Genomic DNA, 14013 nt, shown 5'->3' on the forward strand with positions numbered 1-14013 from the left:
GCCGCGCCTTCCCTAGGCTCGGAGGATGACTGACGCACAACGCACCCCCACGCCGATCGACACGATCGCGGACGCGTGGGTCGACACCCTGGCGGAGAAGGACCCGACGCTCGCGACCTACATCGGCCGTTTCGAGTACAACGGGCGCTTCGGCGACTACAGCCCCGAGGGCGCGGACGCCCTCGTGTCGGAGGCGCGCTCGACGAAGTCCGCACTCGAGGCGGCCGAAGCGACCGACGCGATCGACACCGTCACCAAGATGGACCTGGTGCGCGAGCTCGACCTCACGATCGAGCAGCACGAGGCGAAGACGAACCTGCGCAACCTGAACGTCATCGCGTCTCCCGCGCAGGACATCCGCTCGACGTTCGACCTCATGCCCACCGCGACGGTCGACGACTGGTCCACGATCTCCGACCGCATGAGGGCCCTGCCTGCTGCCATCGACGGGTACGTCGCGACGTTGCGCCAGGGCATCGCCGAGGGGGTGGTGCCCGCGCGCCGTCAGGTGAGCGAGGTCGTGACCCAGATCGCGCGCTACACCTCCGACACGGGCTTCTTCGCCGAGTTCGTCGGAGACGCCGCCCCCGAGGAGGGGCAGCTCCCTGCCTCGCTCGCCCGGGACCTCGCCGAGAACTCCAACGCGGCACGGGTCGCCTACGACGGTCTCGCGTCGTTCCTGTCGAAGGAGCTCGCACCGGCCGCGGGCGAGGTCGACGCGGTCGGTCGCGAGGTGTACGCCCTGCAGTCGCGGCACTTCCTGGGCGCCGAGGTCGACCTCGACGAGACGTACGAGTGGGGGGTCGAAGAACTCGCCCGCATGGTCGCCGAGCAGGAGGCCATCGCGAACGAGATCCTGCCGGGCGCCTCGGTGGAAGAGGCCGTGGCGTTCCTCGAGAAGGACGAGTCGCGCAAACTCCGCGGCACCAAGGCCCTGCAGGAGTGGATGCAGCGCACGAGCGACAAGGCCGTCGAAGAGCTCGGCCGCACGCACTTCGACATCGCCGAGCCGATCCGCCACCTCGAGTGCATGATCGCCCCGACGAACGAGGGCGGCATCTATTACACCGGCCCCACCGACGACTTCTCGCGCCCCGGCCGCATGTGGTGGTCGGTGCCCGAGGGCGTCGACACCTTCGACACCTGGCGCGAGCTGACCACGGTCTACCACGAGGGCGTTCCGGGCCACCACCTGCAGATCGCGCAGGCCGTGCACAATCGCGCCGAGCTCAACTCGTGGCGCCGTCTGCTGGCCGGCACGAGCGGTCACGCCGAGGGCTGGGCGCTGTACGCCGAGCGCCTGATGGAGCAGCTCGGCTACCTCGACGACCCGGCCGACCGCCTGGGCATGCTCGACGGCCAGCGCATGCGCGCCGCTCGCGTGGTACTCGACATCGGCGTGCACCTGCGGAAGCCCCGTCTCGACGGCACCGGCACGTGGGACCACGACTACGCGCTCGCGTTCATGCTGAAGAACGTGAACATGAGCGAGGAGTTTGTGCGCTTCGAGGTCAACCGCTACCTCGGCTGGCCGGGACAGGCCCCGTCGTACAAGGTGGGCCAGCGCATCTGGGAGCAGGTGCGCGACGAGGAGCAGGAGCGCCGCGGCGCCGACTTCTCGATGAAGCAGTTCCACACGCGGGCGCTCGACATCGGCGGCGTGGGTCTCGACACGTTGCGCGCGGCTCTGGCCTCCGCCTGATCTCCCCGAGGGGCGTCGCTTCGGCGGCGCCCCTCGGCGATGCGGGGGAATACTCCGCCGTCGCGTAAAGTTCATTCATCCGAATGCAAGGAGATCCCATGGACGCCCGCCCCCTCGAGCTCGGACTCGACACCTTCGGAGATATCTCGCGCGGCCCCGACGGGTCGCTGCTGTCCGACGCGCAGACCATCCGCAACGTCGTCGACCAGGCGGTGCTCGCCGACGAGGTGGGCCTGTCGTTCTTCGGGGTGGGGGAGCACCACCGCAAGGACTTCGCCGTCACCAGCCCCGAGATCGTGCTGGCCGCCGCGGCCGCCCGCACGAAGAACATCCACCTCGGAACCGCGGTGACCGTCCTGTCGAGCGACGACCCGGTGCGCGTGTACGAGCGGTTCGCGACGCTGGATGCCGTCTCGAACGGCCGCGCCGAGGTCATCCTCGGGCGTGGGTCGTTCATCGAGTCGTTCCCGCTGTTCGGCTACGACCTCGCCGACTACGAGCAGCTGTTCGAGGAGAAGCTCGAGCTCTTCTCGCACCTGCTCACCGAGAAGCCCGTCACCTGGTCGGGCCGCACGCGCGCCGCGCTGCAGGATGCCGATGTGTACCCCAAGACCGAGACGGGCCTGACCGCGTGGGTCGGGGTCGGCGGTTCTCCGGAGTCGGTGGTGCGCACGGCCCGCTACGGCTACGGTCTGGTCCTCGCGATCATCGGCGGGTCCGCCGCTCGGTTCCGCCCGTACGCCGACCTGTACCGACGATCGCTCGACGAGCTCGGAAAGCCGCAGATGCCCATCTCGGTGCACTCGCCCGGCCACGTCGCCGAGACCGACGAGCAGGCCTGGGACGAGGCGTTCGAGGGCGTCGCCGAGCTGAACAACACGATCGGACGCGAACGCGGCTGGCCCGAGTACAACCGCATGCGGTTCCAGCACGACGTCGGACCCGAGGGCTCGATGTATGTCGGCTCGCCCGAGACGGTCGCCCGGAAGATCGCCGCGACCGTGCGAGCGCTGGGCAACTCCCGCTTCCAGATGAAGATCGCGAGCGGGTCGATCTCGCACGATCGCTTGATGTCGAGTATCGAGCTGTACGGCACGCGCGTGCGCCCCCTCGTCGAGGAGATGCTCGCCGAAACCTCCACGCCGGTCGACGCTCCCGGCATCCGGTGACCACGACCACCGACACCATCCGGGTGTCCGAACGCCTCGACGCTCTGCCGTTCACCCGCCGCCACGGGCGGATCCTCGGCGGATCGGGCCTGGGGTGGGCTCTGGATGCCATGGACGTCGGCCTCATCTCGTTCGTCATCGCCGCTCTCAGCGTGCAGTGGCAGCTGGCGCCGACCGAGGCGTCGTGGATCGCATCTGCGGGCTTCGCCGGTATGGCGATCGGAGCGAGCGTGGGCGGGCTGCTGGCCGACCGGTTCGGGCGCCGTCACGTCTTCGCGCTGACGCTGCTGGTGTACGGAGTGGCCACCGGGGCGAGCGCCCTCGTGGGGGGTCTCGCAGCCCTGCTCGTGCTGCGCTTCGTCGTGGGCCTCGGGCTCGGGGCGGAGTTGCCGGTGGCATCGACCTACGTCAGCGAGTTCGCGCCCGCCCGCATGCGGGGTCGACTCATCGTGTTCCTCGAGGCGTTCTGGGCCGTCGGATGGACGGCCGCGGCGCTCATCGGCTACCTCGTGGTGCCGTCGTCCGCCGATGGCTGGCGATGGGCCTTCGCCCTCGGCGCCATTCCCGCCGTCTACGCGCTCATCGTGCGGTGGGGTCTTCCCGAGTCGCCGCGGTGGCTGGCGTCTCGCGGCCGCAACGCCGAGGCGATCGTCATCGTGCGCGATCTCGAGGCCGCCGCCGGTCGGATCGCACTCGAGGCGTCGACGGAGGGAGTCTCGGCATCCGCTCCCGCCGACCGTCCCCGGGTCCGGGCCCTGTGGGCACCGGCACTGCGGGCGCGCACGGCGAGCCTGTGGGTGCTGTGGTTCTGCGTGAACTTCTCGTACTACGGGGCGTTCATCTGGATTCCGACCATCCTCGTCGCGCAGGGCTACGACCTCGTGCGTTCGTTCGGTTTCACGCTCATCATCACGCTCGCGCAGCTACCCGGGTACGCGGTCGCCGCGTGGCTCATCGAGGCCTGGGGCCGGCGCGCGACCCTCGCGACCTTCCTCGCCGGTTCCGCGGTCGCCGCGGTGCTGTTCGGCACGGCGACCGGAGAGGTGGCGGTCATCGCCGCCGGCATGGCCCTGTCGTTCTTCAATCTCGGCGCGTGGGGCGCCCTGTACGCCGCGACCCCCGAGACCTACCCGACCGAGCTGCGCGCGACGGGGTCGGGCTGGGCCGCGGGCGTCGGACGCATCGCGTCGATCCTGGCTCCCCTCGCCGTGCCGCCGCTGCTCGGCGTCGGGGGAGCGCCGCTGCTGTTCGTGGTGTTCGCGGCGTTCTTCGCCGTGGCTGTAGTCGCGGCGCTGTTCCTCCGCGAGCAGCGCGGGCGGGCGCTGGCGTAGGCCCCTTCCCCAGGTTCAGCACGCGTTTCGCCGTTCGGGCGTGCATTCTCGGCCCCAGAGGACGGAATGCGCCCCCAACCGGTGAGTGGCGGGCAACGGGCTGCGCCGCGCGCCCGCGTAGGCTCGTGCCATGGCATCCGTCCGCTACGTCGCGATCGGCGACTCGTTCACCGAAGGCGTCGGCGATGAGCTGCCCGACGGCACCGTCCGAGGGTGGGCCGACCTGGCCGCACAGGGATGGGCGGATGCCGCGGGGGAGCCCATCGAATACGCGAACCTCGCGATCCGCGGCAAGCTCATCGAGCCCATCGTCGCTCAACAACTCGAGCCGGCGCTGGCGCTCAAGCCGACGCACCTGTCGTTCAACGGCGGCGGCAACGACATGCTGCGTCCGCGCACGGGCATCGACCGCATCGTCGACCTGTTCGACCACGTCGTGCGCCGGTGCGACGAAGAGGGGGTGCGTCTGATCGTGCTCTCGGGGGCGAACCCGTCGGCGGGGCTCCCGCTCGGCAAGCTCATCGAGGCGCGCGGCGACCGCCTGTCGCACGCCGTCGAGAAGCGTCTCGAAGCGCGCCCCGACGTGCTCACCGCCTACAACTGGTTCGACCGCGAGCTGGCGGGCGGGGAGTTCTGGTCCGTCGACCGGCTGCACATGAACGCGCGCGGCCACCACCGCGTCGCCGCCCGGGTGATCGAGTCGGTCGGGCTCACACCGCCCGCCGAGTGGTGGCATCTGCGCGAGATCCCCGAGACCGAGCGGCTGAAGGGCACCGCCTACTACCGCGAGCACGTGGCACCGTGGGTGCGTCGCCGGCTCACCGGCACCTCGTCGGGCGACAACCGTCAGGCGAAGTTCGGCGGCGGCTGGGTGGAGCTCACGCCGGGAGGCTGAGGGCGGACGAAGCAACGCGGGTCGCGGGACGCACTCGGCAGCGTGGACCATGGCCGATCTCCCGGTGTTCCCTGCTGGTCTCGGATCCCCATTCGTTCTCATCAGGGCGCGCGACAGTCCGCGGTCAGCGAAAAGTGCATCAGCCCATCGATGCTCGAGCGATCGCGGGCCGACAGACGTACCGCGCCGTTGTACCGCAGGTCTTCCTGCATGGCGCGGTCCTTCGAGTAGCCCTCGGCACTCCACGCATCGAGGATCGCCGCGTAGGAGGCGGCGTTGTCGTCGGTGCGGAAAGTCATATCGTGGCTGGTCGTTCCGTCACACGGCAGGTCGGATGCCGCGGGCGCGGTCACCGGTACTCCCTCGGCATCCGTCATCGGCGTCCCTGCCGCTTCGATGGTCAGCTGCGCCATGCGCGCAATCTCATCGCGGGAGTCGGACACCGGAGCCGGCGCGGGGCCCTCGTCGACCGTAGCGGCCGGGGGAGGGGATGCGGAAGGGCGAGCGGCCACCACTCCGCCGGCAAGGCCGCACTCGGTCTCATCGACCAGCCGTGGGAGGACGAAGGCCGGTTCGGTCGAGGTGCTGAGGCGCTCCCACGCGTTGTCGAACGTGTTCCAGATTCGGAGCGTGTCGCCGCTGGTCACGACGATGTAGGACTGCTGCTGGAACGGCTTGTGCCCGTCGTCGACGGACGTGCTGCCGACGGAGGTGCCGATCACCCCCTCCACGCGGCGCACCTCGCCCGCAGCGAGGAAGAGGAAGCTGCGCTCGGTCACGACGTAACCGGTTTCGCATCCGTTCGCCACGATGGGGGTCACCGACTCGTCCGTGAGGGTGAAGCCGAAAATGGCCACCGCTGCCGCCGCCGCGACGATCGCCCGGAGCGGACCAAGCAGCACCCACCACCACCTGCGCGCGGGGACGGCGAAGACGATCACGCTCAGCGTCACCGTGGATGCCATGAGGCACGCAGCGACAAGGACGCCGCCCGTCCACGGCCCGACGACCACCTCGCGCCCGCCCGCACTGTCCATCGAGATGGGCATGACCACGAGGATCACCCCCGCGAACACCAGGTACGCCAGGCTCGCCACGACCGCTGTCCGGCGGCGCCCCGCGCTCACACCCCGCTCGGCGACCGGCGCCCCCACATCCACTGTCACATCGACACTCTGGCAGCGATCCCTGGACGACCCCCGCACACCGCGCCCATGGGTTCGAGGAGCAGACTGAGCACATGACTCTCGCACTCGTCACCGGAACCACCAGCGGCATCGGCCTGCACACCGCCATCCAACTCGCGCAGCAGGGGGTGACGGTCATCGCCACGGTCCGCGACACCGCGCGCGCCGACGCCCTGCGCTCGGCGGCATCCGAGGCGGGTGTCGAGCTCGACATCCGGGCCTTGGACGTGACGGATGCCGCGGCATCCCGTGCCCTGATCGAGGCGGCGGGTCCGATCGACATCCTCGTGAACAACGCCGGACGTGGCGCTGTGGGCACCCTCGAGCAGATGAGCGACGAGGACCTGCAGGAGCAGTTGGAGACCAACTACCTCTCGGTCGCGCGCCTGACCCGTCTCGTCCTGCCCGGCATGCGCGAGCGGGGGAGTGGACGCATCGTCACGGTCACCAGCGTCGGAGGAGCGGTGGGCCAACCGTTCTCGGACGCGTACTGCGCCGCCAAGTTCGCCGTCGAGGGGCTCATGCAGTCGCTCGCCCCGGTCGTCGCACCCTTCGGCGTCGAGGTGTCGATCGTCGAGCCCGCCGCCGTCGCGTCGTCGTTCGTCGCCTCCGTCCACCGCGCCGTCCCCGGGCCCTACGCCGAGCAGCAGCAGGCGTACCTCGACCGCGCGGCGACCTCGTTCGCGTCCGCGCAATCTGCGGAGGATGCCGCGAAGACGGTCGTCGAGGCCTCGACGACATCCGCGCCGCGCTTCCGCTGGCAGACCTCCGATGCGGCGACCCAGTTCGCCGGCCTGTCTCTGGCCGACCTCGACGGATCGCGAGTGCTGGGCATGACCTCGGGATGGGTGCGGCGCGACTGAACCGGCGTCCCCGCCCCTCCGCGTTGGTGGGACGGAGAGGGCGTCGGGGGGTGACACCGGAACTTGGACTGACATAATGTGCATTATCGGCTCGCGTGCAATCGTCCGAGACCACGGCCAACCACGGACCGCACATGCGCACCGTGGCGGGCGAATCCGTCACGCGTGGGCTTCGAACACCTCCGCCAGGAACGCCTTCATCGCGGCCCAACTGCGCCGCTCGGCGGTCGCCTGGAACTGCGCGCCCTGCTCGGGGGCATCGGCATCCGGAAGCGTGAAGGCGTGCATCGCATTCGCGTACGACACCAGCTGCCAGTCGACCGACGGCGCCGTGCGCAGGTCGTTCTCGAAGGCGAGCATCGCGTCGTCGGGTGCGACGGGGTCGGCGGCGCCGTGCAGCACGAGCAGCTTCGCGGTGATCTTCTCGGCCTCGCCTTCGGGGCCGGTGAGCAGGCCGCCGTGGAAGCTGACGACCGCGTCGACGTCGGCGCCCGTGCGCGCGAGCTCGAGCACCGACGACCCGCCGAAGCAGTATCCGATCGCCGCGGTGCGGTCGGCGTCGACGGATGACTGCTCGCGCAGGTAGGCGAAGGCCTCGGTGAGACGCTTCCTCCACAGCGGGCGATCCTGGTAGAAGCCGCCGGCCACACCGGCCGCGTCCTCGGGCGCCGGGCGCACGTCGGCGCCGTAGACGTCCGCTGCAAAGGTCGTATAGCCGAGGCGCGCGAGCGTGTCGCAGCGCATACGCACGTAGTCGGTCACGCCGAGCCAGTCGTGCACGACCATGATCCCCGGGTGGCGCCCCTCCCCTGCCGGGCGCGCGAGGTAGCCGCGGTAGGCGACGCCGTCCGCTTCGTAGTCGACGTCACCCGATTCGATCCCGGATGCCGGGAGGGGTTCGCGATCGAGGATCTCGGTGAGGTTCGGGGCGTAGGTGCTCATTTCCGCGACGGTAGACCTCGCGCCTAAGGACCAGCCGGGTCTTGTGGACGAGGTGCCGATGCCTGACGGCCTACACTCGGCCCTGACGACGACCGCCGTGGACGTCGGCCGGAGAGGAGCGCCAGGTGCGCGAACGGGTGATGGATCTCGTCTTCCTCATCGGCGTCGCCCTGAAGGGCCTCGACGGCCTGATCGAACTCGTCGGTGCGATCGTGCTGCTCGTCACGACCCCCGGCCAGCTCCTGCACGTCGCCCAGCGGCTCACGGCTCACGAGCTGGCGCGGGAGCCGAACGACTTCCTCGCGAACGCGCTGCTGCACAGCATCAAACAGCTCGGATCGGGCACGGTGGTCTTCCTCGCCGTGTACCTCCTGCTGCACGGCGTCGTGAAGCTCGCGATCGTCATCGCCCTGATGCTCGGCACCCGGCGGGTGTACCCGTGGGCGATCGCCGCGATCGGCGCCTTCCTCGTCTACCAGGTGTATGAGCTGTTCGTCTCACCGAGCATCGGTCTCGTACTGCTGACGGTGTTCGACCTGATCATCCTGCTGCTCACCTGGCGCGAGTGGCGACGCGGCCGACCCCTGCGCCAGACCTGGCATTCGACGCTGGATTGGATCCTGCGCCGGCCGCAGCCGCAGCACTGACCTCTCCCCCAAAGCCCGCGTCAGCGGCGGCACGCGAAGAACAGTCGCGGTGCCTCGTCGTCGACGGGACGATCGCGACCGCCGCTCACCTCGACCCGGGTGAATCCCGCGTCCGTCAGCATGCGGCGGACGTCGGTCAACGCGGCGCCGTACTCGGCGATCGTCTCGTCGATCGGATCGTGGTCGCCCTCGATGCGCACGTGCCAGTCGTAGCGGTCGTCGCCCTCGTCGCTGATCGAGATCGTGACCGTCGCTCCCCCGGCGACCGTCGTCTCGGACCGCCCCGCGCCGTCGCGGAGGCGCCCGAGCGTGTTCATGTCGAAGAGGAAGATCCCGTCGGCTTCGAGATGACCGGATGCCACGGCGAACACCCGCGGCCAGTCCGAGACGGGCAGGTGGTTGACGGTGTCGTAGACGCACGCGACGACATCGAACCGACGATCCAGGGCGACGTCGCGGATGTCCGCCTCGATCAGGGCGGCATCCACCCCCTTGATCCGGGCGATCTCGAGCATGTCGGGTGACGCGTCGATGCCGACCTTCGCCCACGTGGCGGGTAGGAGGTCGAGCACGGCCCCGGTGCCGCACCCGAGCTCGAGGATCGACTCCACCTCGCGCCCGAGCTCGGCGGTGCGTCTCTCGATCCACGCGGCGAACGGTTCGGGGGTCCCGCCCTGCAGGACGTCGTAGAAGCGCGCGAATCCGGAGTACATGCGGCTCATCCCACCACGGCGTCACGGAGCGAGCCAAGCGTCCCGCTACGCTCGAACCGATGACTCCCCCGTGCGCCCCTCTCCCCCGGTCCAGCGCGTGAGCGGCGTCTTCACCGGCTTCGCGGTCGTCGGTCTCGCGGTCGTGGTGGGCTACACCATCGCCCGCATCGATCTGCTCGGGCCGCACGCGCGCCCCGTGCTGAGCCGCCTGACGTTCTTCGTCCTGTCGCCGTTCCTGCTTTTCACGGTGCTCGCGAAGGCCGACGTCGCCACGCTGTTCTCGGCGCTGCTGCCTGTGTCGATGATCACGGCGGCGGTCGTCATCGGGGTCTACGCGCTGATTTCGGCGCTGATCCTGCGCCGCAGCGTGGGCGAGACGGTGATCGGCGCGCTGTCGGCCGGCCAGGTGAACAGCAACAACATCGGCATCCCGATCTCGCTCTACATGCTCGGGAACGCGGCGTACTCGGCTCCGGTGATCCTGTTTCAGTTGCTGGTCCTCATGCCGATCGCCCTCTCGATCCTGGATGCCGCCACCTCGGGCTCGCGCAACGTCGGGCGTATCCTGTTGCAGACGGCGAAGAACCCGATGCTCATTGGTTCCGCCCTGGGTGTGCTGGTCGCGCTCCTCGACATCGATCTGCCGCCGATCGTTTTCGATCCCCTGCAGTTGATCGCCGGCGCGTGCGTTCCCGTGCTGCTGATGTCGTACGGCATGTCGCTGTACGGCCAGCGCGTGCTGACCGAGCCGGGTCGCCGCGTCGACGTGGTGATCGCCTCGGCCCTGAAGCTCGTGGTGATGCCCGCGCTGGCGTGGCTCGTGGCGACGCTCTTCGCGCTGCCCGCCGACCAGGTGTTCGTCGTCGTGGTGCTCGCGGCGCTCCCGACGGCACAGAACGTCTTCAACTTCGCGCAGCGGTACGAGGTGGGTGTGATCCTGTCGCGCGACGTGGTCTTCATCTCGACGCTCGGGTGCCTGCCGGTGCTGTTCACCGTCGCGCTGTTGCTGGAGCACTCCCCCGCGTGAGGGTCCTCGCGCGCGGTGAACCGTCGGGTCTAGGGTGAGAGTCGTTCCCAGCTTTCACTCAGAAAGGCTCGCCATGTCGACCTCCACGACCAACCCCGCCGTCGGGGCCGTGCGCACCGCGCTCGGCGTCAGCGGAGCCCTCTCCCTCGTCATCGGTCTGCTCATCCTCATCTGGCCGGGACGCACCGCCGAGGTCGCCGTCGGCATCATCTCGATCTACGTGATCATCGCCGGTCTCGTGAACATCGCCATCGGCCTGTTCTGGCGCTCGGGATGGGCGCGCCTCGGCTACCTCGTGCTCGGCGTGCTGTTCATCGTCGCGGGCATCTTCTCGTTCGCCAACCTCTCGGCCACGACCGCGTGGTTCGGGGTCTTCATCGGCACCCTGGTCGGCATCCTCTGGATCATCGAGGGCGTCGTCTCGCTCACGACGGCCGGTCACCGGTCGAAGGCGCGGGCCTGGACGATCTTCTTCGCGATCGTCAGCATCCTCGCCGGCATCGTGCTGCTCTTCTCGCCGTTGCTCGGCGCGGTGACCCTGTTCCTGCTCATCGGCATCTCGCTCGTGATCCTGGGCGTGTTCCAGATCGTGCGGGCGATCCAGTTCGGCAAAGCCGTCTGATCTCGAACGAACAGGGCCCGGATGTCATGGCATCCGGGCCCTGTTCATGTCTCACCCCACCGGCAGGTGGCGGCTCCACCACTCGAGGACGGCGTCGAAACGCTGCACCCGGTGCTGCGGGCGCCCGGCGCGCGTGAGCTCGTGATCCTCGCCCGGGAAGATGAGCATCTCGGCCTCGACGCCGTTGCGCTTGAGCGCCGCGTAGTACCGCGTCGCCTGATCGAGCGGGCAGCGGTAGTCGAGTTCGGAGTGCAGCACGAGCGTGGGTGTGGCGACCTGGTCGACGACGGCCATGGGACTCTGCGCGGCCACGAGCACCGGGTCGGTGCCGACGTACTCGTCGCCGAAGAACGAGCCGATGTCGCTCGAGCCCGGGAAGGCGGCGGGGTCGAGGAATCCGCGCTCGACGATCGCTGCGGCGAAGCGGTGCTCGTGCGCGATGATCCACGCGGTCATGTACCCGCCGTACGAGCCGCCCATGACACCCACGCGATCCGCGTCGAGCCGCGGGTCGACGCCGACGACGCCGTCGAAGAAGTCCATGACGTCGAAGAAGTCGAGGGTGCCCATGCGGCGGCGGATCGAGCGACCGTGTGAGCGGCCGTAACCGGCGCTCCCCCGCGGGTTGCTGTAGACGACCGCGTATCCGGCGTCGACGAGCACCTGCGTCTCGTCGAACAGGTGCACGCCGTACGAGGCGTAGGGGCCGCCGTGGATCTGCAGGATGACCGGGAACGGTCCCTCGCCCTCGGGCACGGCCACCCAGCCGTGCACGGGATAACCGTCTCGACCGACGATCTCGTGCTCGACCGGGACGACGACCCCCGCCGCGCGAGCGGCCTGGCCGAACGCGGTGAGCGCCCGCACCTCCGACCCCTCGATCACGACGAGCTCGCCGGAGGACTCGGGAGAGGCGACGGATGCCGCGACCCTGCCCTGCGCGACGGCATGGCCGTTCACCTCGAGGTCGCCGCCGAGCACGTGCTCCACCCGCCCGTCGCGGGTCACACGCAAAAGCCGCAGGCGACCGCGCGTGCGGTCCTGCACGAGGATCTCGTCGCCGTCGAACGAGAGGTGACTGCCGACCTCGCCGAGGTCGACCGTCTCGGGGTCAGTGAGCGGACGCGGTCCGTCGGCCTCGAGGACGAAGAGCGCGACACCGGGCGCGACGAAGTCGATCCCCTCGTCGCCCACGTCGTTCGCGAGCACGAAGACCGCGCCGTCGGGCGCGACGTCGACTGTCGCCACCGAGAGGTTCTCGGACGAGCTCAGCACCTCGCGCTGCTCGCCGCTGTCTACCGCGACCGCGACCACCCGGTCGCGCAGGTCGCGCCGTGCGGTCTCGATTACGTCGGGGACGCTCAGCAACTCCGCGCCGTCGGCGGCCCAGACGACGCCGTTCCAGCTCGTCTCCCCGTGGGTGAGCTGCGTCGCGGGCTCGGCCACGACGCGTTTCTCGGGCGTCTCGAGGGACGGCGCCGGCGCGTAGAACGGCTCGACGTCGGTCGCGGGCACGTCGATGACGAACAGCTGCGCCGGCCGGTCGAGGTAGCCGAGCCCGTTGGCGTGCCAGCGAATGCCGGTGATCCGGCGCGGCGGCTCGGCGGCGGCATCTCGTCCCTCGACCGTGCCGTAGCGGCCGGGTTCGGGCACGCGCGCCGTGAAGGCGAGCCGGCCGCCGTCGGGCGAGAACGCCAGGGCGGTCACTCCCCCGGGCTGGTCGGTGACCTGCACGGGCTCACCCCCGGACGAGGCAACGACGAAGACCTGCGCGTGTCCCTTGTCGTCGGCGCGGAGGAACGCGATCGTCGCGTCGTCGGGAGACAGGTGGGGCGCCCGATCGGCGACCCCCCGCGTGAGGCGCCGGGGCGAGCCGGCGGGCAACTCGACCCGCCAGAGCTGCCCGACCGCGCGGTCGGCGGCAAGATCGGGGCGAGAGGTCGCGAAGACGGCGAACGCCCCCGAAGCGGCGATCGCGGGCCGACCGACCCCGATCAGTGTCTCGATGTCGGTCGGCCGCATGCTCACTCGCCTCCGAACGAACCCGTGTCTCCGACGAGGCGGGTGTTGTCGGCGGGCACCGGGTCGACCGCGGCGCGGGCCACCTCGGCAGCGAACTCCGACACGTTGTAGAGCTTGCCGGCGTCTTCGCGACGGGCCGAGATGGCACCGGGGTTCGCGCGCTCGAGCAGGGTCGCCGTGATGGTGCCCTCGATCATGTCGCCCGAGACGACGGTGAAGCCGATGCCGCGCTCCTCGAGAGCCGGGATCTTCTCGCGCAGGGCGTCCTCGCCGGCGCGCTTGGACAGGGCGACCGGCTCGTATTCGGGCATGGTCGGGGTGGTGCGGATGAAGTGCGCCTGGTGGCTGGTCACGAAGACGACGCGCGCGTCGTCCGTGAGCAGCGGCAGGGCGGTGTCGAGCACGTTGACCTGCGCGTCGCGGTTGAGCAGCAGCGCGTAGTCCTCGGCCATGCCCGACTCCATGCCGCCCGAGGCGTTGAGCACGAGGATGTCGAGACCGCCGAAGGTGCGCTCGACCTCGTCGAACATCGCCTTCACCGATTCGGGGTCGGTGAGGTCGGCGCCGACGACGAGGGCCTCGACGCCGAGCTCGCGCAGCTGCGTGGCGAGCTTCTCGGCGCGGGGCGCCTTGTTGCGGAAGTTGATGACGACGTTCGCGCCGGCCTCGGCGAAGTAGCGGACGGTGTCGGCGCCGATGCCGCGCGACGAGCCGGTGACGAGGGCGGTCTTGCCGCTCAGCGAGCCGGACGGGAGGGTCTGGGACACGGGAGTTCTCCTGACGATTCGGAATCAGCCCCCAGCCTATCGAGCGGGATACCAAGGCCTCGGGGCGACGGCGCCTGTGCGGAGGATGAGAACCGGCCCCGGTGTCGGTGCCCAGTGCTACGTTCG

13 protein-coding genes are annotated in these 14013 nt (G+C 70.0%); 8 read left to right on the forward strand and 5 right to left on the reverse strand.

Annotation, left to right across the window (positions count from 1 at the left end; genetic code table 11):
* Positions 1 to 25: 25 nt before the first annotated feature.
* From QBE02_RS03100 to QBE02_RS03115, 4 genes are all read left to right on the forward strand, one after another.
* Positions 26 to 1702 carry a DUF885 domain-containing protein gene (locus QBE02_RS03100; protein ID WP_279367084.1) on the forward strand — a complete coding sequence of 559 codons (1677 nt, stop codon included), beginning with the start codon at positions 26 to 28 and terminating at the stop codon, positions 1700 to 1702.
* A gap of 98 nt (positions 1703 to 1800) precedes the next feature.
* A complete protein-coding gene (locus QBE02_RS03105; RefSeq protein WP_279367085.1) occupies positions 1801 to 2871 on the forward strand; it encodes an LLM class flavin-dependent oxidoreductase in 1071 nt (356 codons plus the stop codon).
* The gene (locus QBE02_RS03110) at positions 2868 to 4202 is read left to right on the forward strand and encodes an MFS transporter (RefSeq protein WP_279367086.1); all 1335 of its coding nucleotides are present in this window, start codon (positions 2868 to 2870) and stop codon (positions 4200 to 4202) included. The genes QBE02_RS03105 and QBE02_RS03110 overlap by 4 nt, the downstream gene beginning before the upstream one ends.
* Before the next feature lie 130 nt (positions 4203 to 4332).
* Complete coding sequence (locus QBE02_RS03115; protein ID WP_056231864.1) at positions 4333 to 5097, forward strand: SGNH/GDSL hydrolase family protein; 765 nt, start codon at positions 4333 to 4335, stop codon at positions 5095 to 5097.
* A gap of 101 nt (positions 5098 to 5198) precedes the next feature.
* On the opposite strand, the gene QBE02_RS03120 is transcribed toward QBE02_RS03115, so the two are convergent.
* Positions 5199 to 6263 (reverse strand): hypothetical protein, encoded by a 1065-nt coding sequence (locus tag QBE02_RS03120; protein ID WP_279367087.1) that lies wholly within the window; start codon positions 6261 to 6263, stop codon positions 5199 to 5201.
* Between the two features lie 74 nt (positions 6264 to 6337).
* Here QBE02_RS03120 and QBE02_RS03125 point away from each other — a divergent pair, with 74 nt between their 5' ends.
* Positions 6338 to 7147: an SDR family oxidoreductase gene (locus QBE02_RS03125; RefSeq protein ID WP_279367088.1), complete on the forward strand. Its 810-nt coding sequence runs from the start codon at positions 6338 to 6340 to the stop codon at positions 7145 to 7147.
* 159 nt (positions 7148 to 7306) lie between these two features.
* On the opposite strand, the gene QBE02_RS03130 is transcribed toward QBE02_RS03125, so the two are convergent.
* Positions 7307 to 8089 carry a dienelactone hydrolase family protein gene (locus tag QBE02_RS03130; protein ID WP_279367089.1) on the reverse strand — a complete coding sequence of 261 codons (783 nt, stop codon included), beginning with the start codon at positions 8087 to 8089 and terminating at the stop codon, positions 7307 to 7309.
* 125 nt (positions 8090 to 8214) lie between these two features.
* On the opposite strand from QBE02_RS03130, the gene QBE02_RS03135 reads away from it, so the two are divergent.
* Complete coding sequence (locus QBE02_RS03135) at positions 8215 to 8736, forward strand: DUF2127 domain-containing protein (RefSeq protein ID WP_279367090.1); 522 nt, start codon at positions 8215 to 8217, stop codon at positions 8734 to 8736.
* Positions 8737 to 8756: 20 nt separating this feature from the next.
* Here the strand turns inward: QBE02_RS03135 and QBE02_RS03140 are convergent, their stop codons facing one another.
* The gene (locus QBE02_RS03140) at positions 8757 to 9449 is read right to left on the reverse strand and encodes a class I SAM-dependent DNA methyltransferase (RefSeq protein WP_279367091.1); all 693 of its coding nucleotides are present in this window, start codon (positions 9447 to 9449) and stop codon (positions 8757 to 8759) included.
* A gap of 70 nt (positions 9450 to 9519) precedes the next feature.
* Between QBE02_RS03140 and QBE02_RS03145 the strand changes: the two genes are divergently transcribed.
* Entirely contained in the window at positions 9520 to 10476 is a 957-nt protein-coding gene (locus tag QBE02_RS03145) for an AEC family transporter (protein ID WP_347710273.1), read from the forward strand.
* Positions 10477 to 10549: 73 nt separating this feature from the next.
* Positions 10550 to 11098, forward strand: a complete 549-nt coding sequence (locus QBE02_RS03150) for an HdeD family acid-resistance protein (protein ID WP_279367092.1) — start codon at positions 10550 to 10552, stop codon at positions 11096 to 11098.
* Positions 11099 to 11149: 51 nt separating this feature from the next.
* On the opposite strand, the gene QBE02_RS03155 is transcribed toward QBE02_RS03150, so the two are convergent.
* Positions 11150 to 13120: a S9 family peptidase gene (locus QBE02_RS03155; RefSeq protein WP_279367093.1), complete on the reverse strand. Its 1971-nt coding sequence runs from the start codon at positions 13118 to 13120 to the stop codon at positions 11150 to 11152.
* Positions 13121 to 13122: 2 nt separating this feature from the next.
* A complete protein-coding gene (locus QBE02_RS03160; RefSeq protein WP_268103931.1) occupies positions 13123 to 13887 on the reverse strand; it encodes an SDR family oxidoreductase in 765 nt (254 codons plus the stop codon).
* Between the last annotated feature and the right edge of the window lie 126 nt (positions 13888 to 14013).

Origin of the sequence: Microbacterium testaceum, from assembly GCF_029761935.1 — a bacterium.
Taxonomy (GTDB): Bacteria; Actinomycetota; Actinomycetes; order Actinomycetales; family Microbacteriaceae; genus Microbacterium; species Microbacterium testaceum_A.